The organism is Prevotella sp. AM34-19LB, assembly GCF_003468525.1.
GTDB lineage: Bacteria > Bacteroidota > Bacteroidia > Bacteroidales > Bacteroidaceae > Prevotella.
The window spans coordinates 43461-68473 of record NZ_QSIG01000012.1 but is presented as its reverse complement, the minus strand read 5'-3'; the positions used below and the strand labels follow the sequence as shown (position 1 = coordinate 68473).

Sequence of the window (25013 nt, the reverse complement as noted above, 5' to 3'; positions counted from 1 at the left end):
ATAATTTGTCACATTCATTTTTTTTTAGTTACTTTGCAGTAGATTACTTTAGAACATAAAGTAGAGTAACTAAAAAAATGACATATTATGAATACAGAACCAGTTAACAAGTGTGGTTTGAAAAGAGAAGATTTTCAGACCACAGTACAGGGAAAGAAGACTGATCTCTTCGTGTTGAGAAACAATCAGGGCAACGAGGTTGCTGTGACGAACTACGGTGGTGCTGTTGTAGCTATCATGATGCCAGACAAGGACGGCAACTATGCCAACCTCGTTCAGGGTCACGACAACATCCAGGACGTCATCAACTCTCCTGAGCCTTTCTTGAGCACGCTCATCGGTCGATACGGCAACCGTATTAAGGAGGGTAAGTTTACTCTTCATGGCAAGGAGTATCAGTTAGCATGCAACAATGGCAAGAACCATTTGCATGGAGGTCCTACTGGATTCCACGCACATGTTTGGGATGCTACTCGCATGAGCGACAACGCAGTTGTCCTGAAGTACACCAGCCCATACGGCGAGGAAGGTTTCTCAGGTGAATTGACGGTTTGGGTGGCTTATACCTTGACCGACGACAATGAGTTCGTCATCAAGTATCAGGCAACCACCAACAAGATGACCATCTGCAACCTCACTCACCATGCGTTCTTCTCAATCCAGGGTATTGCTAATCCTACCCCAACAATTGACAACATCATCTGTCAGGTTAACGCAGACTACTATCTCCCTATAGATGAGACATCTATCCCTACAGGTGAGATCTTGAAGGTAGAGGGTACTCCATTCGATTTCCGCACTCCAAAGCCAATCGGACAGGACATCGATGCAGATGATGAGCAGATTAAGAATGGTTCTGGCTACGACCATAACTATGTATTGAACAAGAAGGAAGAGGGCGAGTTGAGCTTTGCTGCTCGCATCAAGGATCCTGTAAGCTGCCGCACTATGGAGGTTTACACCACAGAGCCAGGTATGCAGATGTACACAGGTAACTTCTTGGCAGACTTCAAGGGTCAGCATGGTGCAACCTTCCCACGCCGCAGCGCAGTATGCTTCGAGGCACAGAAGTTCCCAGACACACCTAACCACCCTTACTTCCCAAGCTGCAAATTGTGTCCAGGTGAGACCTACACCCAGAAGACCATCTACAAGTTTGGTGTAGAGAAATAGGATAAATCACTAATAATCAGATAGGAGTTGCCGCCTCTGAAAGAGAACTTCGAGGCAGCCACTCCTTTTTGCGGTAAAATTCTGACTAGAATAAACATTAAATAATAACAATATCAACTATCAAGTTTAAACAATGGAACAAAACAATGGAAACAACAACGGTCGTGTCATTGCAATCATCACGATGTGTTTTATCTTTGCAATGATCTCGTTCGTAACTAACATGGGAGCACCTTTTGGCAACATCTGGGGCTTCAAGTACTCTTGGGCAGCCATGATGGGTAACTTCATGAACTTCGCCGCTTACCTCTTCATGGGTATTCCTGCAGGTAAGATGATCGAAAACAAAGGTTACAAGAAAACAGCTCTCATCGCTCTTGCAGTCGGTACAATCGGCTTGATGATCCAGTACTTATCAAGCATCTTCGGTGACGACATCCCAGTATTCACACTCAGCTCTGGCGCAGTTTGCCTCAACCTCATCATTTATCTGTTGGGTGCATTCATCTGCGGTTTCTGCGTATGTATGCTTAACACAGTGGTAAACCCAATGTTGAACTTGCTCGGTGGCGGCGGTAACCGTGGTAACCAGCTCATTCAGATTGGTGGTACATTGAACTCATTGAGTGGTACTCTTACCCCATTGTTGGCAGGTGTGCTCGTAGGTACAGTTACAGCCAACACCAGTATGAGCGACGTTGCTCCTCTCCTCTTCATCGGTATGGCAGTATTCATCGCAGCCTTCTTCATCATCTGGTTCGTAGCTATTCCTGAGCCAAACATCAAGAAGGAGAATGTACAGTACGACCACAGTCCTTGGTCTTTCCGTCACTGCGTACTCGGTGTCATCGGTATCTTCTTCTATGTAGGTGTTGAGATTGGTATTCCTGCTCAGCTTATCTTCTACATCAGTAGCATGGACTTCACAGGTGCAGCTTCTGTAGGTGGTGCTTTCGCAGCAGTTTACTGGTTGCTTATGATGTGCGGCCGATTCCTCAGCTCATTCATCAGCGGTGCCGTTTCTACCAAGACACAGATGACAGTAGTATCAACAGTAGCTATCCTCCTGTTGCTCACAGCCATCTTCTTGCCAGAGGCAAACACATTGAACTTCTCTTTGGCAGGTGATTCAGAGATTGCAAGCCTTCTCAAGCTCGACGACCACGGTACTGGCGTTGTAGCATTTACAATCCCTACCAAGTGTGTGCTCATCGCCATCTGCGGTTTGTGTACTTCTATCATGTGGGGTGGAATCTTCAACCTTGCTGTTGAGGGTCTTGGCAAATACACAGCTCAGGCATCAGGTATCTTCATGATGATGGTAGTTGGTGGTGGTGTAATGCCTCTCATCCAGGATGCAGTTGCTAAGGCTGCTGGCCCTATCGCATCTTACTGGGTTATCATCGCCATGATCGCATACATTCTTTTCTATGCGCTCGCAGGTTGCAAGAATGTCAACAAGGACATCCCTGTAGAGTAAATTCCGGAAAAATCTATTCCCGGGTGAAGCAAAACTTGATTTATCCGGGAATAACTAGCTTATAATCAAATCTTTAATAATAACTTTTTAAACAACAACTATTATGGACATCGAAAAAGTAAGAAGCCGTTTCATCAAGCACTTTGATGGCAAAACAGGTAACATCTATATGTCACCAGGTCGTATTAACCTGATTGGCGAGCACACAGATTATAATGGTGGATTCGTATTCCCAGGTGCAGTAGATAAGGGTATTATGGCTGAGATCCGTCCTAACGGAACAGAGACAGTGATGCTCTACTCTATCGACTTGAAGGACCGTGTAGAGTTCAAGGTAAACGACCCAGAGGGTCCTCGCGCATCTTGGGCACGCTACATCTACGGTATCTGTCAGGAGATGAAGGCTCTGGGTGTTGATGTAAAGGGCTTCAATGCTGCATTCTATGGCGACGTGCCTCTCGGTGCAGGTATGTCTTCTTCTGCTGCTCTTGAGAGCTGCTTCGCTTTCGCTTTGAACGATCTCTTCGGTGACAACAAGGTTTCTAAGTGGGATCTCGTTCTCGCTGGTCAGGCTACTGAGCACAAGTACGTAGGTGTAAACTGCGGTATTATGGACCAGTTTGCTTCTGTATTCGGCAAGGAGGGCAAGTTGATGCGTCTCGACTGCAACAGCCGTGAGTTTGAGTACTTCCCATTCGAGCCTAAGGGTTACAAGCTCTGCCTGGTTAACTCTAAGGTTAAGCACGAGTTGGCTGGTTCTCCATACAACGACCGCCGCAACTCTTGCGAGAACGTGGTTAAGCACATCGCTGCCAAGCACCCAGAGGCTAAGTTCGAGACTCTCCGTGATTGCACATGGGAGCAGTTGGAAGAGGTTCGCGCTGAGGTAGGCGAAGAGGATTACAGCCGCGCTCACTTCGTATTGGGCGAGAAGGACCGCGTATTGGCAGTCTGCGATGCTCTTGAGAAGGGTGACTACGAGACTGTAGGTCAGAAGATGTATGAGACTCACCACGGTTTGAGCAAGGAGTACGAGGTAAGCTGCGAGGAGCTCGACTTCTTGAACGAGGTTGCCAAGGAGAATGGTGTTACTGGTAGCCGTATTATGGGTGGTGGCTTCGGTGGCTGCACCATCAACTTGGTTAAGGACGACATCTACGACAAGTTCGTTGAGGATGTTACAGCTAAGTTCACAGCTAAGTATGGTCACGCACCTGAGGTTTACCCAGTAGTTATCTCTGAGGGTTCTCACAAGGTTTGCTAATAGATACACATTATTATAATATAAAGGAACTGCAGTTGGTGTTTTCCAGCTGCAGTTTTTTCGTTATAAGATATTGTCACGACTTGAAAGCTTTTGCCCTTTCAGGGCGACAGGCTTGCATCCATAGTAACCCAGGGCGTTGCCCTGGGCTAGGAGCTTCTGCCCTTTCAGGGCGTGCTGATCCTGGAGCTTTTGGGCGGAAATCAACCATTGATTGAAAAATGAAAATGACCGAAAATGATCATGACCGGAAATGACCGAAAAAGCTTAATGACACTTAATGACACAGACCTTAATGACACGACCCAATCATAAAAAGAACCCATCATAAAACTAATCTTTGATAAAATTCCACATCTTTACACTACTCCATCATAAAACACAGATTAAAGACAAAAATCACGGGAAAAGCAGCAGAAAAGTAGGGTTTTGATGCAAATAGTGTTAAAAACACACTATAGAAGAAAAAAAGTTTGGGAAAAGTATTGTGGTTTCAAAATAAAATTGTAATTTTACACCCAAAATTAGTAAACAACATTAAAAGCAACCTAGAAATGAACAACGTAAAGAACCTTTTTATGGGAGTTGGTTTCGCAGCAGTCGCTACCCTCTCAGCATGTTCTTCAAGCAGCAATGCCAGTTTAACACAGTCAGGCTTGAATCCAGCAGACTTCGATTCTACTGTTTTGGGCAAGAAGACTGAGTTAGTTACCCTCAAGAATGCCAACGGCATGGAGGTTTGCCTCACCAACTATGGTGGTCGTGTAGTTTCCATCTCTGTCCCTGACAAGGATGGCAAGCCTACAGATGTAGTTCTCGGCTACGACAACATCCACCAGTATGCAGACACCCTCAACTCTCCTTCTGATTACGGATCATCAGTAGGCCGTTACGCCAACCGTATCAAGGACTCCAAGTTGACTCTTGCAGGCAAGACATATAATCTGAAGCCAAACGACAATGGCAACTGTCTTCACGGCGGTGGTGCTACCGGTTGGTTGAACCAGGTTTACGATATTACAGAGAAGAATGATTCTTCTGTAACCTTCACTATCCAGGCAAAGGATGGCGAGAATGGTTTCCCTGGCAATGTTACTGCAACAGCAAAATATACGGTAAAGAGCAACAATACACTCGACATCGAGTTTGGTGCTACAACCGATAAGGAGACCGTGGTTAACATGACCAACCACAGTTACTTCAACTTGAATGGCGATCCATCCAAGGAAGGTTTCGACCAGGTAATGTACATCAATGCTGATAAGTTCACACCTGCAGATTCACTCTATATTCCAACAGGTGAAATCAAGGACGTAGAAGAAACTCCAATGGACTTCCGCACTCCTACCGAGATTGGCAAGAAGGCAGATTACAGCTTCGACCAGATCAAGAACGCTACAGGTTACGACCACAACTGGTGTCTGAACACCTATAAGGATGGCAAGGGCGACGACAAGACCGTCTGCGCAAGCCTCTACTCTCCAAAGAGCGGAATCCTCCTCGAGGTTTTCACCAATGAGCCAGGAATCCAAGTTTATACTGGTAACTTCCAGGGAACAGGTATTGCCTGCAAGCACGGAATCAAGTATCCTAAGCACGTGAGTGTCTGCTTCGAGAGCCAGAAGTATCCAGATTCACCTACCAAGATAGCCCAGGGCGTAAAGGGATGGACAGATGCAACCTTGAAGCCAGGAGAGAAGTACTACTCTCACCTCGCTTACAAGTTCAGCGTCAAGAAGTAAGGAAGGCAAAACGACGGATTGCAAATCCGCCGAGACCCAAGTAAGGAATGGCAAAGCGGCGGATTACAAATCCGCCGAACTCCATAGGATTAAGCATCCAATAAAAGAAAGAATAAACAATAATAAATAAACAAACGATCTTATAGTAATTATGAATTGGAATTCAACAGAATTCGTATGGCTTGATTGGACAGTACTCGCCATTGGTGTAATCGGCGTAATCTGGGCTGTCTGGCATGCGATTGTGAAAGACAGAAAGGCTCAGAAGGGCGAAGACTCTTCTGCTTACCTCTTCGGTAAGGGCGAGCCATGGTATGTAATCGGTATGGCTATCTTCGCAGCCAACATCGGTTCAGAGCACCTTGTGGGTCTTGCTGGTACTGGCGCCAAGAGCGGTGTAGGTATGGCTCACTGGGAGATGCAGGGTTGGATGATCCTCATCCTCGGTTGGTTGTTCGTACCTTTCTATCAGTTGCTCATCAACAAGATGGGTAAGATCATCACCATGCCAGACTTCCTGAAGTTCCGCTACACTCAGCGCACAGGTTCATGGCTCTCAATCATCACACTCGTAGCTTACATCCTCACCAAGGTGAGCGTTACTGCACTTACAGGTGGTATTTTCTTCGAGTATCTCTGGGGCTTGAACTTCTGGGTAGGTGCTATCGGTTTGATCATTCTCACCACCATCTTCACCGTATTCGGCGGCATGAAGGGTGTAATGACCTTGTCAACCATCCAGACTCCTATCCTCGTCATCGGTTCATTCCTCGTGCTCTTCCTCGGTCTCTCTACCCTCGGTGGTGGAAGCATCTCTGCAGGTTGGGCAGACATGATGGACTACTGCGGCAAGTTGAACAACGGCTACGGAACAACCCACATGTTCCACTGGGAGGCTGGTGACTCAATGTATCAGGAGTATCCAGGTTTCGTAGTATTCATCGGTGCAACCATCATCGGTTTCTGGTACTGGTGTACTGACCAGCACATCGTTCAGCGTGTACTCGGTCAGGTTCCTGGCGAAAGCAACGTAGAGGTAATGAAGCGTGCTCGCCGCGGTACTATCGCAGCCGGTTTCTTCAAGGTTCTCCCTTGCTTCATGTTCCTCATTCCAGGTATGATTGCAGCAGCCTTGGCTCAGAAGGGCGCAATTCAGATGAACGAGACTGATGCAGCCTTCGCCATCATGGTAAAGACCGTTCTTCCTGCAGGTATTAAGGGAATCGTAACCATCGGTTTCATCTGCGCATTGGTTGCTTCATTGGCAGCATTCTTCAACAGCTGTGCTACCCTCTTCACCGAGGACTTCTACAAGCCATTGAAGAAGGGAATGTCTGAGGCTCACTACGTACTCGTTGGCCGTATCGCTACAGTAGTAGTTGTAGTTCTCGGTTTCGCCTGGTTGCCAATCATGATGAAGATGGACACCCTTTACAACTATCTCCAGGGAATCCAGTCACTCCTCGCTCCAGCCATGGTAGCTGTATTTGCGATGGGTATTTTCTTCAAGAAGATTACTCCAAAGGCAGGTGAATACACCATGATCACCGGTTTCCTCATCGGTATGCTCCGCCTCGTTACCAATGTCATTACCGATACTGGTAAGGCAACAATGGATGGTGCATTCTGGGATTATACCGCATGGTTCTGGCAGACCAACTGGCTCGTATTCGAGTGCTGGCTGCTCGTCTTCCTCATCATCTTTATGGTAGTAGTGAGCTGCTTCACTCCAGCCCCAAGCAAGGAGCAGGTAGAGGCAATCACCTTCACATCCGACTTCAAGAAGTCTATCCGTGAGAGCTGGGGTGCGTTCGATATCATTGGTACACTCGTAGTAATCGGCCTCTGCGCTGCATTCTACGCTTACTTCTGGTAAAATAGAAAGTTAGGAGTTAGAAGTTGGAAGGATGGGATTTTCCTTTAGTGTGTAATAGTTAGCAGGTTCCTTTCTTCTCCTTCTGACTCCCAACTTCCCTAAAGAATCTCTTTAGCGACAAGGCTCCCTTTTAGAAGCTCAGTAAGAAGTGCATCCTGAAGCGCAGCCATAAGCCGAAGCGACCAAAACTATCAATCAAATTCATTGAATCTTAACATCAAAATCAACACGACCATGACGCAGTTTTATAATGAATACTCCAAGGTTCTGGTTTCCGTGGATTGCATTATCTTCGGATTTAGCGGCAACAGCCTTCAAGTTCTGATAGGCAAACGAAAAATGGACCCGGGACGCGGCGAATGGTCACTCTATGGTGGTTTCGTTGGAGCCAACGAAAATCTAGAGGACGCTGCAAACAGAGTCATCCTGGATCTAACAGGAATGAAGAACCTTTATATAAGACAAGTGGGTGCATTCGGCCGAATCGACCGTGACCCAGGTGAGCGAGTTATCTCCATCGCCTATTGCGCCCTCATCAATGTGGTAGATTACGATGATAGTCTCCGCATCGAACACGGTCTGGAATGGGTAAGTCTGAATGAGCTTCCAGAACTCTATTCCGACCACCGTATCATGATTCACGACGCCATCTGTCAGATCCGCCGTCGCATCAATCATGAGCCTCTGAGCTTCAAGCTCCTCCCCGACCTCTTTACGCTGACTCAGCTTCAGCACGTGTTCGAGGCAGTATTGGGAGAGGAGATAGACAAGCGCAACTTCCGCAAGCGCGTGAAGGATATTGACTTTATCGAGAAGACAGAACTCATCGATAAGATTACTTCGAAACGAGGCGCTGCCCTCTACCGCTTCAACAAGAAAGCATACGAGGAAGACCCATCGTTCAACTTGAAATAGAAAACAAACAATTCCTTGCAGGAATCATCTTATCGGATTTCATCAAGAAAAAAGATGATGGATGGTTCTTGCAGAAGGAACTCCAGATATAGAAGCAAATAAACAAACAACTTTAACGAAATATATTATGTTAGAAGAATTAAAAGAAAAAGTGTTCAAGGCAAACCTTGACCTGGTGAAGCACAACCTCGTGCTCTTTACATGGGGAAATGTGAGCGGAATCGACCGTGAGAAGGGTCTGGTTGTCATCAAGCCATCAGGTGTTGACTACGACACTATGAAGGCGAGCGACATGGTGGTTGTTGACCTGGAGACCGGCAAGGTTGTTGAAGGCGACCTGAATCCATCTTCAGATACTCCTACCCACCTGGTGCTCTACCGTGCATTCCCAGAGTTGGGCGGTGTGGTTCATACCCACTCTACCTACGCTACAGCCTGGGCTCAGGCAGGATTGGACATCCCTAACATCGGTACTACCCACGCAGACTATTTCCACGACTGCATTCCTTGCACCGATGCAATGACAGAGGACATGATGGCCGAGTATGAGCACAATACAGGTGTTGTCATCGTTGACAGATTCAAGAAAGACAATATCAACCCGGTTCACACTCCAGGCGTACTGGTCAAGAATCACGGTCCTTTCACATGGGGTAAGGATGCTGATCAGGCTGTCTATCACGCAGTGGTAGCCGAGCAGGTGGCAAAGATGGCGTTCATCTCTTTCAGCGTGAATCCAAACACCACCATGAACCCATTGCTCGTAGAGAAGCACTTCAACCGCAAGCACGGTCCTAACGCTTACTACGGACAGAAGAAGCACTAATATTAAAAAGATTTTCAATAACAATATTTAAAAACAACAAACAATCATGATTAAAGCATTTGAGAATTTAGAGGTATGGTTTGTAACTGGTGCACAGCTTCTTTACGGAGGCGAGACAGTTAAGATAGTAGATGGTCACTCAAAAGACATGGTAGATGGTCTGAACAACAGTGGCATCATTCCAATCAAGGTAGTTTACAAGGGCACAGCCAACTCTTCTGCAGAGGTAGAAGCCGTGATGAAGGCTGCCAACAACGACGTTAAGTGCGTAGGTATCATCACTTGGATGCACACCTTCTCTCCAGCTAAGATGTGGATCAAGGGCTTGCAGGCTCTCGAGAAGCCTCTCCTCCACTTCCACACTCAGTACAACGCAGAACTCCCTTGGGATTCTATCGATATGGACTTCATGAACCTCAACCAGTCTGCTCACGGTGACATCGAGTTCGGTCACATCTGCACCCGTATGCGCATCCCTAGAAAGGTTGTTGTAGGTTACTGGAAGAGCGAAGAGGCTCAGAAGCAGATTGCTACATGGGCTCGCGTAGCTGCAGGTGTTGCAGATGCTCACAACGTACGCTGCCTGATGTTCGGTATGAATATGAACAACGTAGCCGTAACTGATGGCGACCGCGTAGAGTTCGAGCAGCGCATGGGTTACCACGTAGATTACTACCCTGTATCTTCACTCATGGAGTACTTCAAGAAGGTAACAGATGCTGAGGCAGATGCTCTCGTTGAGGAGTACAAGAAGGAGTACACCATCAAGATTGATGAGTCTGGCGAGGAAGTTTACTGGAAGAAGGTGAAGAACGCAGCTAAGGCTGAGATCGCTCTCCGCCGTGTATTGAAGGATGAGAATGCAGTAGCATTCACAACCAACTTTGATGACCTCGGTGACGCTAATATCGACGATCCTAACTTCTGCGGTTTCGACCAGATTCCAGGTTTGGCTTCACAGCGCCTGATGGCAGAGGGTTACGGTTTCGGTGCAGAGGGTGACTGGAAGACAGCTTGCCTCTACCGCACACTCTGGGTAATGAACCAGGGCTTGGAGAAGGGTTGCTCATTCCTCGAGGACTACACACTCAACTTCGCTGAGGACCGCACATCTAGCCTCCAGAGCCACATGCTCGAGGTTTGCCCATTGATTGCTTCAGACAAGCCAAAGCTCGAGGTTCACTTCCTCGGCATCGGTATCCGCAAGCAGCAGACAGCTCGCCTCGTGTTCACTTCTAAGACCGGCAAGGGTGTTAAAGCAACCGTAGTTGACCTCGGCAACCGTTTCCGTCTCATCGCAAGTGAGGTAGAGTGCATCGAGCCAAAGGCAATGCCTAAGCTCCCTGTAGCTTCAGCACTCTGGGTTCCACAGCCAACCTTCGAGATTGGTGCAGGCGCTTGGATCCTCGCTGGTGGTACTCACCACAGTGCGTTCTCTTACGACATCACTGCTGAGTACTGGGAGGACTTCTGCGAGATTCTGGGTATTGAGTTCGTCAACATCGACAAGAACACAACTATCAGCAGCTTCAAGCAGCAGCTCCGCAACAATGAGATTTACTACATGCTCAACAAGGCGTTGAGATAATTTAAGTAAAGAGTGAAGAACGAAGAGTGAAGAATCCGATTGATTTTCATGGCTTTATCCTTTGTTCTTTACATAAAAAAATGAAAATATAATGAGCGCAAAAACTATTATAGAATCAGGTAAGGCCATTCTCGGTATCGAGTTTGGCTCTACCCGAATCAAGGCTGTCTTGATCGACACCGACAACAACCCTATCGCACAGGGTAGCTTTGAGTGGGAAAACCAGTTGGTTGATGGCCTCTGGACTTACAGCATCGACACCATCTGGAAAGGTTTGCAGGATTGCTACGCTGACCTCCGCAAGAACGTGAAGGCAGAGTACGACTGCGAAATCAAGCAGTTGGCTGCCATCGGTATTTCTGCGATGATGCACGGCTACATGGCTTTCGGCAAGGATGAGAACATCCTCGTTCCTTTCCGCACCTGGCGCAACACCAACACCGCCCAGGCAGCAGCCGAGCTTTCAGAGCTCTTCCACTTCAACATCCCACTGCGTTGGAGCATCTCTCACGTTTACCAGGCTATCCTCAACGGTGAGGAGCACATCAATAAGATTGACTTCCTGACCACTCTCGCCGGCTACATCCACTGGCAGCTCACTGGCAAGAAGGTTCTGGGCGTAGGCGACGCATCAGGTATGCTCCCTATCGATTCAAACACCAACAACTACGATGCTGAGATGGTAGCCAAGTTCGACAAGCTCATCGAGCCTAAGAACCTGGGCTGGAAGATTCTCGACATTCTCCCTGAGGTTTTGAACGCAGGTGAAGATGCTGGCGTTCTGACCGAGGAAGGTGCCAAGAAGCTCGACCCATCTGGCACACTCCAGGCTGGTGCTCCTCTCTGTCCTCCTGAGGGCGATGCTGGTACAGGTATGGTAGCTACCAATGCCGTTCGCCAGCGCACTGGTAACGTAAGTGCAGGTACTTCTTCTTTCTCTATGATCGTGTTGGAGAAAGCCTTGAGCCAACCTTACGAAGTCATTGATATGGTGACAACTCCAGACGGCAGTCCTGTTGCCATGGTTCACTGCAACAACTGTACTTCCGACCTCAATGCATGGGTTGGCTTGTTCAAGCAGTACCAGGAGTTGCTCGGTGTTTCGGTAGATATGAACGAGGTGTTCGGCAAGCTCTACAACCACGCTCTCGAGGGCGATGCAGACTGTGGCGGACTGATTGCTTACAACTATATTTCCGGTGAGCCTGTAACCGGTCTTGCCGAAGGTCGTCCAATGTTTGTACGTTCAGCCAACGACCACTTCAACCTCGCCAATTTCATGCGTGCCAACCTCTACGCTTCAGTAGCCGTATTGAAGATTGGTAACGATGTATTGTTCAAGGACGAGAAGGTACAGGTAGATCGTATCACGGGTCATGGCGGTTTGTTCAAGACCAAGGGTGTAGGTCAGCGTATCCTCGCAGCAGCCATCAACTCCCCTATCTCTGTGATGGAGACTGCAGGCGAAGGTGGTGCATGGGGTATTGCCCTGCTCGCAGGCTACCTCGTAAACAATGCCGATAAGCTGAGCCTGGCTGATTACCTCGACCAGAAGGTATTCGCCGGCAACACAGGTGTAGAAATCGCGCCTACTGCAGAAGACGTAGCAGGATTCGACAAGTACATCGAAACCTACAAGGCTGGTCTTGCCATCGAGCAGGCAGCTGTAACCAGCAAGAAATAACATCATCATTTTCAGTACGTTTGTGGGGGAATTTGCCCTCACAAACGTACTATCAATAGAATAAACATCAAATTACCCCTATTCTTATTAATAATCATAAACTTACACAACATGATGAATAAACTCTTTGCAACCACACTCTTATCTACAGCGGTTGCATTCTCGGCTCAGGCTCAGGATGTAACAGGAACCATCCATGCGAACCAGGGAACTCAGAAAATCAACCGTGAAATCTACGGTCAGTTTGCCGAGCATCTCGGAAGCTGCATCTATGGTGGACTCTGGGTAGGTCCGGAGTCAAACATCCCTAACACCCAGGGTTACCGCAACGACGTGCTCCAAGCCCTCAAGGACCTCAAGGTTCCTGTCTTGAGATGGCCAGGAGGATGCTTCGCCGACGAATATCACTGGATGGACGGAATCGGTCCGCGTGAAAATCGCCCTAAGATGCAGAATAACAACTGGGGAGGAACCATCGAGGACAACTCCTTCGGAACCCACGAATTCCTGAATCTCTGCGAGATGCTGGGCTGCGAGCCTTACATCAGCGGCAACGTTGGTTCGGGAACAGTAGAGGAACTGGCTAAATGGGTAGAATACATGACCAGCGACGGCGATACTCCGATGGCTAAGCTCCGCCGACAGAACGGACGCGACAAGGCATGGAAGGTGAAGTACCTTGGAGTGGGCAACGAGAGCTGGGGATGCGGTGGAAACATGCGCCCAGAGTACTACTCTGACCTCTTCCGCCGTTACTCCGTATATTGCCGCAACTATGATGGCAACGAGCTCTACAAGATTGCATCAGGAGCCAGCGACTACGATTACAACTGGACCCAGGTGCTGATGGACCGTGTAGGTCACCGTGCCAACGGAATCTCCCTACATTATTATACAGTAACCGGCTGGGACGGCAGCAAGGGTTCTGCCACCAAGTTCAGCAACGACGACTACTACTGGACCATGGGCAAATGCCTCGGCATTGAAGACGTAATCAAGAAGCACGAAGCCATCATGGACAAGGCTGACCCTAAGAAGCAGATCGGTCTGCTCGTAGATGAATGGGGAACCTGGTGGGATGAGGAACCAGGAACCATCAAGGGTCACCTCTATCAGCAGAACTGCATGCGCGATGCTTTCGTGGCAGCCCTCACACTCAATGTGTTCCACCGTCACGCCGACCGCATCAAGATGGCAAACATCGCCCAGGTGGTAAACGTGCTCCAGTCTATGATCCTCACCGACACCAAGGGCACCGGTCATATGGTTCTCACTCCAACCTACCACGTGTTCAAGATGTACAAGGACTTCCAGGATGCAACCTATCTCCCAATGGACGTGAAGTGCGATTCTATGGATGTGCGTGGCGATGATCACGCCAAGGATGGCAGAAAGATTCCTGTGGTTTCTACATCTGCAGCCAAGAAGGCAGACGGCACCGTAGTGGTTTCACTCGCCAACGTAAGCCTCGACAAGGCACAGGAGGTAGAGTTCAGCCTCGATGGTCTGAAGGCTCCAAAGACAGTGGCAGGCGAGATCCTGACCTGCAAGAAGGTGAGCGATTTCAACGATTTCGAGCACCCGAATGTAGTGAAGCCAGCAACATTCAAGGATGCAAAATTGAAGAAAAACACCTTGAAAGTGAAAATTCCTGCAAAATCTATCGTAGTTTTGAAAATAAAATAGTACTTTTGTAGGGTAAATTGCTCATATCATCAGTCCTCTTCACGATAAGAGGCTGATGAGCAATCAGTTTCAGCAGAAAAACAATAACAACAACATTAAATACATTTGTATGATGAACGACATTAAAGTAATGAATCATGCAGCAGATAATATCCGTATCTTGGCTGCTTCAATGGTAGAAAAGGCAAACTCTGGTCACCCAGGTGGTGCTATGGGTGGTTCTGACTTCATCAACGTGCTCTTCTCTGAGTACCTGGTTTATGATCCAGCAGATCCAACATGGACTGGCCGCGACCGCTTCTTCCTCGACCCAGGTCACATGAGCCCAATGCTCTATGCTGGTTTGGCTTTGCGTGGTTTCTTCTCAATGGAAGACCTCAAGCAGTTCCGCCAGTGGGGTTCTGTAACTCCAGGTCACCCAGAGCTCGACCTTGAGCGTGGTATTGAGAACTCATCTGGTCCTCTTGGTCAGGGTCACGCCCTCGCAGCTGGTGCAGCTGTTGCCGAGAAGTTCCTTGAGGCTCGTCTGGGTTCAACCATGATGCAGCACAAGATCTACGCATACATTTCTGATGGTGCTGTAGAGGAGGAAATCTCTCAGGGTGTAGGTCGTATCGCCGGCAACCTCGGTCTGAACAACCTCATCATGTTCTACGATTCCAACGACATCCAGCTCTCTACAGAGTGTGGCGTTGTAATGAACGAGGATACTGAGATGAAGTACAAGGCTTGGGGCTGGAACGTCATTAAGATCAATGGTAATGACGTGGCTCAGATTCGTGAGGCGCTCGATGCTGCCCAGAAGGAGCAGGACCGCCCTACCCTCATCATCGGTAAGACTGTAATGGGTAAGGGTGCTCTCCGCGCAGACGGCACAAGCTACGAGGCTTGCATCAATACTCACGGCGCTCCTCTCGGTGGCGATGCATATGTAAATACAATCAAGCACCTCGGTGGTGATCCAGAGAATGCATTCGTTATCTTCGACGATGTAAAGGAAATCTACGCTAAGCGTGCTGAGGAGCTGAAGGGTATCGTGGCTGAGCGCAAGGCTGCAGAGGCTGAGTGGCGCAAGGCTAACCCAGAGAAGGCTGCCTTGATGGACGAGTGGTTCAGCGGCAAGGCTCCTAAGGTAGATTGGAGCAAGGTAGAGCAGAAGGCTGGTTCAGCTACACGTGCAGCATCTGCAACCTGTCTCGGTGTTTTGGCAGAGCAGGTTCCTAATATGATCTGTGCTTCAGCCGACCTCTCTAATTCAGATAAGACAGATGGCTTCCTGAAGAAGACCAAGAGCCTCGTTCGCGGTGACTTCTCAGGTGCTTTCTTCCAGGCAGGTGTTGCTGAGTTGACAATGGCAGATATGTGTATCGGTATGATGCTCCACGGTGGTGTGGTTGCAGCAATGGGTACATTCTTCGTATTCTCTGATTATATGAAGCCAGCTGTCCGTATGGCAGCCTTGATGCAGGTTCCAGTGAAGTTCATCTGGACTCACGATGCATTCCGCGTTGGTGAGGACGGACCTACTCACGAGCCAGTTGAGCAGGAGGCACAGATCCGCCTGATGGAGAAGTTGAAGAACCACGCAGGCAAGGACAGCGTTCGCGTATTCCGTCCAGCTGATGTAGAAGAGACTACTGTTTGCTGGAAGCTCGCTATGGAGAACGTTGACACTCCAACAGCGCTCATCTTCTCTCGCCAGGGCATTGCCAACTTGCCAGAGGGTAACGATTACGAGCAGGCAGCCAAGGGTGCTTACATCGTAGCAGGCAGCGACGAGAATCCAGACGTTATCCTCGTAGCAAGCGGTTCTGAGGTTTCTACATTGGAGGCTGGTTGCGAGGCTTTGCGTGCCGACGGCATCAAGGTTCGCGTGGTAAGTGCTCCATCAGAGGGCTTGTTCCGTTGTCAGAGCAAGGAGTATCAGGAGAGCGTATTGCCAAAGAACGCTAAGATCTTCGGTATGACTGCTGGTCTTCCTGTAACTCTCGAGGGTCTCGTAGGCGCTAACGGTAAGGTTTGGGGCTTGGAGAGCTTCGGTTTCTCTGCTCCTTACAAGGTGCTCGATGAGAAGCTCGGCTACACAGGTGAGAACGTTTACAAGCAGGTCAAGGCTTTCTTGGCTGAAGCATAATTAGTATAAAAAGTTAGGAGTTGGAAGTTAGAACTCGGGAGATTTGCCGGATAGCATTTCCCGGTTACTGACATCTAACTCCTATCTGTATTTTAAATATTAACCTTGTGAAGTGATGAAGAGTATTCTAAGTTCTTCATTTTAAAACGAGAGTTCTCTTTGTTCTTCACTTTTAAAACTTAAGTATTATGGAAGTAAAGACAGTTGGTATTGCATGCGACCATGCAGGTTTTCCATTGAAGCAGTTTGTAATGGAATATTTGGAGAAGAAGGGTTATCCTGTAAAGGATTACGGTACATACAGCGATGCGAGTGTTGACTATCCTGACTTCGGTCATGCGCTCGGCGAAGGCATTGAGAGCGGTGAGGTTTATCCAGGAATCGGCATTTGCGGCAGTGGCGAGGGAATCGCCATGACATTGAACAAGCATCAGGGTGTACGTGCCGGTTTGGCATGGTGCAAGGAGATTGCTCATCTCGTTCGTCAGCACAATGATGCCAATGTATTGGTACTTCCAGGACGTTTCATCGACAATAAGACCGCCGAGGCTATCCTCGACGAATTCTTTGCTACTACCTTCGAGGGTGGCCGTCATGAGCGCCGCGTTAAGAAGATTCCTCTCCAGAAGTAAGGAAGGAATTAAGGGGGAGTTAAGGAAATCTCTTAACTCCCCTATAATAATTTATAACCATCAAAACATAAAGATTATGAGCAAATATTTTGCAGAGTCAGAACTCATCATCAATGAGGATGGAAGTTGCTTCCACCTTCATCTGCGCCCGGAGCAGGTGGCTGACAAGGTAATCCTTGTGGGCGACCCAGGCAGAGTAGCCTCGTAGCATCCCACTTCGAGACCCAGGAGTGCGAGGTGGCAAGCCGCGAATTCCATGCCATCACCGGAACATATAAAGGCAAGAGAATCACCGTGCAGAGCACCGGTATAGGATGCGATAATATTGACATCGTAGTCAACGAGCTGGATGCGCTGAAAAACATCGACTTCGCTACCCGCACCGAAAAACCGGAGCACACTACCCTCACACTCGTGCGCATAGGAACCTGCGGCGGCTTGCAGCTCAACTGTCCTGCCGGAACCTTCGTCGCTTCACAGAAGAGCATCGGTTTCGATGGACTCATCAACTTCTATGCCCGCCGCAACGAAATCTGCGACCTCGAGACAGAGGCAGAATTCAAGCGCCAGGTGAAGTGGAACGACCAGATTGGCAATCCATACTGCGTAAACAACGATCCGGAGCTGCTCGATCAGATTGCCGGAGACGACATGGTTCGCGGAATCACCATCGCCTGCGGCGGATTCTACGGTCCTCAGGGCAGAGAGCTCCGTGCCCCTCTTGCCGATCCGGAACTTAACCAGAAGATTGAAGCATTCGAGTATAAAGGCTTGCGCGTCAACAACTTTGAGATGGAGAGCTCAGCCCTAGCTGGTCTTTCTCTCCTCTTAGGCCATAAGGCACTCACCTGCTGCATGGTCATCGCCAATCGCCGTGCCCTCAGTGCCAACACAGGCTATAAGAGCACCATCGACAACCTCATCAAGGTTGTATTAGATAGAATCTAGTTCATTGCAGCAATACGCCCTGAACCAACGGTCACTGGCCGAAGGGAAAGGTAAAGGGCAGAAGCTCATTGCAGCAATACGCCCTGAAAGGGCAGAAGCTCCTAGCCCAGGGTAACACCCTGGGTTAAAACAGCAAACAACCCTGTCGCCCTGAAAGGGCAAAAGCTTTAAAATAAACAAGAAAGAATGAAGAATCAAGAAGAATGTATCTGCGCCCTGGCAACCCCAGCTGGCGGTGCAATCGGAATCATCCGACTCAGCGGCTCCGACGCCATTACCCTCACCGACAAAATCTTCCAGTCTGCCAACGGCAAATCCCTGGAAGAAGCCAAGCCCTACACCCTGCATTATGGAGAAATCAAGGATAAGGATGGCAACACCATCGATGATGTACTGGTGAGCGTGTTCCGTGCACCCCACAGTTATACAGGCGAGAATTCCACCGAAATTTCCTGTCACGGCAGCCGGTACATTCTTCAGCAGGTTCTCCATCGCTTTACGGAGGTAGGATGTCGCCAGGCAGAACCCGGCGAATACACCCGTCGTGCCTATCTCAACGGCAAGATGGACCTCTCGCAGGCAGAGGCAGTAGCCGATCTCATCGCCTCTACCAACAAGGCAACCCACAAGATGGCGCTTAGCAACTGAAGGGTCACTTCAGTAACGAACTCTCCCTGCTGCGCGAAAAATTATTAAAGATGACTTCGCTCCTGGAGTTGGAGCTGGACTTCAGCGACCACGAGGAACTGGAGTTTGCCGACCGCAGCGATCTCCAGGCACTAGCCGAAGAAATCAATCATAAGATTACCACCCTCGCCCACTCCTTCGAGACCGGAAACGCCCTGAAGCAGGGAGTAGCCGTAGCCATCGTAGGCAAGACGAATGTGGGCAAGAGCACCCTGCTCAACCGTCTGCTCCACGAGGAAAAAGCCATCGTGAGCGACATTCACGGAACCACCCGAGACGTGATAGAAGACACCACCCTCATCGATGGAATTACCTTCCGCTTCATAGATACGGCAGGAATCCGCAAGACGGATGATGTGGTAGAGAATATCGGAATAGAGCGCACCTTCCAGAAGATGGAAGAGGCGAAGATAGTAATCTGGCTATTGGATGAACAGCCGTCAGCCTCAGAAATCGAGGAGATGAAGCAGAAGAACCAGGGCAAGAAACTGCTGATGGTTTTCAATAAGATGGATCAACTGGAGAATGATAAGCTTGTTGCGTTTGATAAGTTAACGCATTCCTGCGGTTCAGATTCCAGTGAAGCAGACCCCCCACTCTTTATCAGTGCCCGCACGGGCGAGAACGTTTCATCCCTGGAGCAGGCATTGGTAAAAGCCGCTGATATTCCGGAGATTACCGAGAACGACGTCATCATTACGAGTGCCCGCCACTACGAGGCTCTTCTCCGTGCCCAAGCTTCCCTCTCCCGGGTATTGGAGTCAATGGAAATGGGAATGAGCGGCGACATCATCGCCGAGGATTTGAAAATGGTACTGGAGGAGCTGGGAGAAATCACCGGCGGCCAGATCAGCAGCCAGGAAACGCTGAACAATATCTTCAAGCACTTCTGCATCGGAAAGTAACCCCCTGGACAGCACTAAAACGAACATTTTTATAACTGATTGCAAGCCACCTACTTAGGTGGCTTTTTTCGTCTTAACACATTCCATTTGTAATTTGCTGAAACCAATATTTTGGTGTATTTTTGGCTCAAATTTCATTCGTGGACCTCAATTCTGTGATCAAATGGAAAGCCAAAATTCTATTTTTGGACACCAATTGCAAAATCTGCAAACCTTTCCAGTGACCGACATTTCTCATGTTGGACACCATCATGAAAATTGCTGCAAAAACGTGAAAATTGCTGCAAAAGAATTAGGGGGACTCATAGGGTACTAAATAGCAAACAAAAATGAGGATTTTAAGAAAATGTGAGGTATGTGGTGAAGAGTTCATTGCTACCAAAATCACAAATAAGTATTGCTCCAAGAGGTGTGCTCGTGTTGTGCATCGGAAGAAAGAAGCTGAGAAAAAGAAAAAAGCAAGAGAAAGTAAGAAGGACGATGCTCAGAATTTGCAAAGTCTGGAAATCGCTTCTCGACCTTTCTTGACACCTTCAGATGTTGCATTTCTTCTTGGTGTTAGTGTTACTACTGTGTATCGATGCTTTTACTCTGGAACACTCAAAGCTGTCAGACTACGACGTAAGACATATGTTCGTCGTGAAGATCTTGATAAGTACTTTGAGGAAGCTGGTGCATACAAGAAGAAAAGCTATAAACGCAAAGATGACCAGGAGTATTATACTTTGCGTGAAATCATGGAGAAATATAATATCGGTCGCAAGGCCGTATGGGGACGCTGTGACCGTTTGGGTATTCCAAAAGTCTATGTAGGACGTAACACCTTCTTCAGTAAAAAGGCAGTTGATGCAAAGTTTGCAGACCTTCTTGAAGAAATCGATCTCGACAACTACTATACAATGGATCAGGTGATGGACATGTATGGTATGACTCGAACTAACGCAATGAGTTTTGTCACTTATCACAAGGTGCCAAGGGTAAACAGAAATGGTAAGGCCTATTATTCAAAGATACATATCGATAGTATCAAGCAAAAAGGCAATGAGGTAGATCCGGACTGGTACACTTACGAAGAGATTTCAGAAAAGTATGGCCTAACAAAGGATCAGATTAGCTACACTCTTAAAAATTATGATGTAAGGACTGAGAAGCGAGGTAAGTTCACGATGATATATAGAACCGACTTCGACAAGATTACTCAACAGCGAATGGGCAACACCAAGAAAGTTGAGAACTTGGATGGTACAGAACGTGTCATCTTCCAACCAAAAGCACAGGAGAGAGCGTGTCCTCCTACTCCAGAAGGATATTACTCAACTGAGGAAGTGGCAGAAATGTTCAAGATCACCATCAAGCATGTCGGTGTGATGACCAGAGAGAACAAAACTCCTAAAATAGCTCTTAAAAATTTCAACTTCTATGAGAAGAAGGCCATTGATATCCTGTATAATCAAAAGCATAAGTATGCGGATATAAATGACTGGATCACTCCTGAGGAGATGAGAGATACCTACAAGATGACGCATGATGCAGTACGTTCATTCATCCACCGGCATAAGATACCTTCAAAAGTTGAATATGGAGTAACCTACTATTCAAAGCAACACATCCAGGCGCTGAAGACTGGATATTTCGAAGGAAGAGAACGCTACTATTCAGTCGAAGAAGCTATGAAGAAGTATGGAATGACAAAGGATATTGTTCATTATTACGTCAAGCATTACAAAGTCACTAAAGTAAAGAAGGGGCAATTCATGTTCTTTAGAAAAGAAGAATTCGACAGACTCATGGAAAAACGTTTCAAAAATGATGATTTGAAAACAGATTATACCGAATAGTATGATTTACTTTCTCTTTACTGCTGTCAATGTAGTATCATTTAGGAATTTTGCAACCGAATTTTATTAATACAAAAATCAGATATATTATGCAAGTATGTAAAACCGTTAAGCTCCGTATGCGTGACAGACGCAACGGAACAAAGTCACTTTTCCTGGATTTTTGGCCAGGATATAGAGACCCGGAGACGATGGAGTTGATACGCCGCCGCTCACTTGGCATGTACATTTATGCCGATCCTGCCAACAAGCAGCAGAAGCTCTACAACGACAAGATTCTCGCCAAAGCAGAAGCTATTCGATGTAAGGTGTACATTGATGTTCTCGACGAGAAGTACGATTTCTTCAACCGTGACAGATTGAAGGAGGACTTTCTCGGATATTTCAGAAATATGGTCAATCGCAACTATGTGAAGTGTGATGCAGCCTACAAGCATTTCGAGAAGTTCAGTAAAGGCAAATGTACATTTGAGATGCTTGATGTTCTTTACTGTAACAAGTATATGGAATATCTCCTTGATACCAAAGTGTCATCAAGAGGTGGACATGTTATCAAGAAGTCTATTTCCAGAAATACGGCATCAGCCTATTGGAATGTGTTCAAGCAGGTCTTGACAAAGGCATACCGTGAGCGAAGGCTGACAGATGATCTTGCCAGCCTTTTGGAAAACATTTCATGTACAACGCCAGTGAAGCAAAGTCTTACATTGGAGGAAGTTAGAAGAATGTATGCCACTGAATGTTCTATTCCGGTGGTTCGAAAGGCGGCATTATTCTCCTGTCTTACAGGTCTCCGTATCAGTGACATCCTGAGATTGAAATGGGAGAATATCCGTAGCTATGCTGATGGTGGATATTATCTGGATTTCATTTGCGTGAAGACAAAATGCCAGACCCAGGTTCCAATTGGTGATGATGCGTATGCTCTAATCCATCCAAAGACCAACAGAACATATATCTTCCAAGGTTTCAAACGTACTATGACGTATGGTGTGATGCAGAACTGGCTAAAAGAGTGCGGTATCGAAAAGCATATCACCTTCCATTGCTTCCGTCATACGTATGCCTCGTTGCAGCTCGAACTTGGTACAGACATCTATACCGTTCAGCATCTGCTCAACCATAAGAATGTCAGCACGACACAGATCTACGCTTCCCACGCAAACCCAAAAACACGTGAGGCAGCAGGCAGAATTACGTTAACGAACGTGAAAGACGACGAGAAGCCAACTGAAAGTACGATACGCCCAAAAGCAAATAAGAGAAAATAAGATTATAAGAAGGCAAAAATGAGAAACTAAAATATAGCTTAAAGCGTTGAAACACAGAATAATAAATAGTGTTTAAGATATGCATTTTGTTGATGCGAAATTGTAGAAAATAGCAAGATTCTCTATATCTTTGCAGCCACAAAAACTCCAAAAAGTAACAATTGCAATGATTAAAAAGTTAAAAGAGAACTTCTTGATTCTCCTCATTTCGAATATGCTCACCATCGTTATGGTAGTAGTCGCTCCAAGAATACATGGAGCGATTGCTAACCTGATGGTGACAGTTTCCGACTCTGATTTCGGTTTCTCTTTGCCGATGATATTCTATTATATATCATTTGCCATCATTGTCTGTGCATTCATGTGCTTGCGTAAGCCGCAAGCGGTGAGAGACATCGTGATCAACAACAGTATTTCTTCCAACGAACCATCCATATCGGATGTGGAGAAAGCCGAAGAAATGCGTGAACGCTATCGCAACAGGCAGTATAGTCTTGAAAGCTCAAAATATGATGCGGTCAAAGACTACACCTACTCTGTACTTTCGCCATATATGACAGATGAGTACTTGGAGATACTGTGCCAGAACATCAAACTGTACGACATCCCTGAATCATGTATTGTTCCTGTGAAGACAAATGGAACCTTGAATACTCTCGACATCAGGCATTATTCCTGGAATATTGGAGAACGCCTTGGTTGGAGCGGTCAGAAACGAGCAACCTTCATAAAGCTATGTTTCCCTACCGAACTCAAAGATGTTGAAGTAGAAAGCATGAGACGTACATTAAGACAGAAGGGCAAATGCGTAATTGAGATTGATGTACCCGATTACAATGATTATCAATTTCATCATCAGAAATAAAGAAAGTTTTTAATATGCAGAACGAAGAAAGACAAATAACATTCAATGACATACCGGAAGTGTTGTCAGAGATACTGAAAAGATTCGATCTTCTTGACCAGTCTATGGAACTGATTCGAGAAGAAGTGCGCAGGACTAAAAGACCTTCCCTATCAGATCATATTCCGATGGATGTGAAGGAGGCATGTGAGTTTCTTAAAATCAAGAAATCCACTATGTACACTTACATACAAAACGGTGAAATCCCTGTCAATCAGAAGGGTAAGAAATACACCTTCTTTAGAGATGACCTTATCAAATGGTTAGAATCTGGCTGCAAGATAGAGGCTCCAATCAGCACCATGGAGATTAATCAGATACTCAGCAAAAGACCAAGACGAAGAATTTGACAGGACAGATAAATGCCTATAATTCAGAAGCCTACATTGGATATTCCCTAATGTAGGCTTTTCTTTTGATAACAGTCTAAATAATCATACTGATGTTATTTTTTATACTGAATGCAGATAGACTGCACAATTTTAGTGTATCTTTGCACTGAAATGATGACTTACATAGCAAATATCAGTCAAGTTAAATACACATTTCCGCCTGCTTCATTAAGTAGGCGTATTTCAAATTTATTCATTAACAAAAAGTAATATGAGTCAGAAGAACAATTCCTCTGTGCTCTCTCTTTTTGTGTTTACAATGCTCAGATCATTGTCCAAAACAAGAGATTGAGCTTTCCAAAGATGAGCTTTGGACACTCTATCGTGCTGCTTACGAGCAGTACAAGTCGGAAATCCTTAACGATGGCAAGTTGTATGACAGATATGTCAACGACTTTGTTAGCTATCACCTCCCGGTCTTCTCTTCCGAGGAGCAGATCGTCCGCAACCATTTCAAGCATGTATTCAGCTTGTATGAGTTGCTTACAACCAGAAAAGACCTTGTCACTAAGTACTTCATCAAGTCCTCATTTGAGAAAGGAGACTTTGAGACAATGGTTTATGAGTTCAACCACATTGAAGTTGTGGTTGAAAGCCCTCGTATTCTTGCTTCATTCACTCCAGAACAGATTCGACTCATTACGAAATTCGCCAATGAGTCGAATTTCTTTGTAGATGGTATCGATGAAGAAACGATGGACGGATTCTTCAAATGTGCGTTGGAAGAATCTCTGGTTGTAGTCAACATGCGACAGGTACTTCAATTGCTGTATGCTTTGTCTATCGAGAAGATGATTCCCCACAACTGGGTATCACTTATTGCGGACAATCAGCTGCTCACCCCTAAGAGTACGGGAAAGGCATCCAAGCGAGGTGCTATCAGCAGCCGACTCAGTGAACTGAAGGCTTCATCTGCAAAGTTCCCAAGTGGGGAGTTTCTGGATTTTGCAAAACAACTGAAAGAAATGCGATGAAGTAAAGTAAGTTAAACAACTGAAAAGAAAAATCTCCTTACATCCCCCCTGACACTTCCGAGTGTCAGGAGTAAGGTCAGTTGTATTAGATTTT

General features: G+C 46.9%; 18 protein-coding genes and 2 pseudogenes. 19 read left to right on the top strand and 1 reads right to left on the bottom strand.

What is annotated here, in order from left to right:
• The first annotated feature begins 87 nt into the window (after positions 1–87).
• From DW830_RS05560 to galK, 3 genes are all read left to right on the top strand, one after another.
• Positions 88–1173, top strand: coding sequence for an aldose epimerase family protein (locus DW830_RS05560; protein ID WP_410524489.1), 1086 nt, complete (start codon positions 88–90; stop codon positions 1171–1173).
• 133 nt (positions 1174–1306) lie between these two features.
• The gene (locus tag DW830_RS05555; RefSeq protein WP_089542631.1) at positions 1307–2653 is read left to right on the top strand and encodes an MFS transporter; all 1347 of its coding nucleotides are present in this window, start codon (positions 1307–1309) and stop codon (positions 2651–2653) included.
• A gap of 103 nt (positions 2654–2756) precedes the next feature.
• Positions 2757–3917, top strand: coding sequence for a galactokinase (galK, locus tag DW830_RS05550; protein ID WP_118312112.1), 1161 nt, complete (start codon positions 2757–2759; stop codon positions 3915–3917).
• Positions 3918–3980: 63 nt separating this feature from the next.
• Here the strand turns inward: galK and DW830_RS16075 are convergent, their stop codons facing one another.
• Entirely contained in the window at positions 3981–4124 is a 144-nt protein-coding gene (locus DW830_RS16075) for a hypothetical protein (RefSeq protein ID WP_199656064.1), read from the bottom strand.
• A gap of 347 nt (positions 4125–4471) precedes the next feature.
• Here DW830_RS16075 and DW830_RS05545 point away from each other — a divergent pair, with 347 nt between their 5' ends.
• From DW830_RS05545 to DW830_RS05470, 16 genes and pseudogenes are all read left to right on the top strand, one after another.
• A complete protein-coding gene (locus tag DW830_RS05545) occupies positions 4472–5659 on the top strand; it encodes an aldose epimerase family protein (RefSeq protein ID WP_119249195.1) in 1188 nt (395 codons plus the stop codon).
• A 151-nt stretch (positions 5660–5810) separates the two neighbouring features.
• Entirely contained in the window at positions 5811–7535 is a 1725-nt protein-coding gene (locus DW830_RS05540; protein ID WP_119249194.1) for a sodium:solute symporter, read from the top strand.
• Between the two features lie 234 nt (positions 7536–7769).
• Entirely contained in the window at positions 7770–8450 is a 681-nt protein-coding gene (locus tag DW830_RS05535; protein WP_119249193.1) for an NUDIX hydrolase, read from the top strand.
• 127 nt (positions 8451–8577) lie between these two features.
• On the top strand, positions 8578–9276 hold the full coding sequence (locus DW830_RS05530) for an L-ribulose-5-phosphate 4-epimerase (RefSeq protein WP_006846778.1): 699 nt from the start codon (positions 8578–8580) through the stop codon (positions 9274–9276).
• A gap of 46 nt (positions 9277–9322) precedes the next feature.
• On the top strand, positions 9323–10864 hold the full coding sequence (gene araA / locus DW830_RS05525; RefSeq protein WP_119249192.1) for an L-arabinose isomerase: 1542 nt from the start codon (positions 9323–9325) through the stop codon (positions 10862–10864).
• A gap of 91 nt (positions 10865–10955) precedes the next feature.
• Positions 10956–12548, top strand: coding sequence for a xylulokinase (locus DW830_RS05520; RefSeq protein ID WP_119249191.1), 1593 nt, complete (start codon positions 10956–10958; stop codon positions 12546–12548).
• Positions 12549–12659: 111 nt separating this feature from the next.
• The gene (locus DW830_RS05515; protein ID WP_119249190.1) at positions 12660–14234 is read left to right on the top strand and encodes an alpha-N-arabinofuranosidase; all 1575 of its coding nucleotides are present in this window, start codon (positions 12660–12662) and stop codon (positions 14232–14234) included.
• Positions 14235–14346: 112 nt separating this feature from the next.
• Complete coding sequence (locus DW830_RS05510) at positions 14347–16368, top strand: transketolase family protein (RefSeq protein ID WP_119249202.1); 2022 nt, start codon at positions 14347–14349, stop codon at positions 16366–16368.
• Positions 16369–16556: 188 nt separating this feature from the next.
• On the top strand, positions 16557–17000 hold the full coding sequence (locus DW830_RS05505) for an RpiB/LacA/LacB family sugar-phosphate isomerase (RefSeq protein ID WP_119249189.1): 444 nt from the start codon (positions 16557–16559) through the stop codon (positions 16998–17000).
• Positions 17001–17076: 76 nt separating this feature from the next.
• Positions 17077–17948, top strand: a pseudogene (locus DW830_RS05500) (nucleoside phosphorylase).
• Positions 17949–18134: 186 nt separating this feature from the next.
• A pseudogene (gene mnmE, locus DW830_RS05495) lies at positions 18135–19540 on the top strand (tRNA uridine-5-carboxymethylaminomethyl(34) synthesis GTPase MnmE).
• A 329-nt stretch (positions 19541–19869) separates the two neighbouring features.
• Entirely contained in the window at positions 19870–21378 is a 1509-nt protein-coding gene (locus DW830_RS05490; protein ID WP_119249188.1) for a helix-turn-helix domain-containing protein, read from the top strand.
• A gap of 89 nt (positions 21379–21467) precedes the next feature.
• Positions 21468–22649 (top strand): site-specific integrase, encoded by a 1182-nt coding sequence (locus DW830_RS05485; protein ID WP_119249187.1) that lies wholly within the window; start codon positions 21468–21470, stop codon positions 22647–22649.
• A gap of 166 nt (positions 22650–22815) precedes the next feature.
• Positions 22816–23514 (top strand): hypothetical protein, encoded by a 699-nt coding sequence (locus DW830_RS05480; protein WP_119249186.1) that lies wholly within the window; start codon positions 22816–22818, stop codon positions 23512–23514.
• Positions 23515–23528: 14 nt separating this feature from the next.
• Complete coding sequence (locus tag DW830_RS05475) at positions 23529–23903, top strand: helix-turn-helix domain-containing protein (RefSeq protein WP_094881202.1); 375 nt, start codon at positions 23529–23531, stop codon at positions 23901–23903.
• 290 nt (positions 23904–24193) lie between these two features.
• Positions 24194–24919, top strand: a complete 726-nt coding sequence (locus DW830_RS05470; RefSeq protein WP_119249185.1) for a hypothetical protein — start codon at positions 24194–24196, stop codon at positions 24917–24919.
• Positions 24920–25013 lie beyond the last annotated feature (94 nt).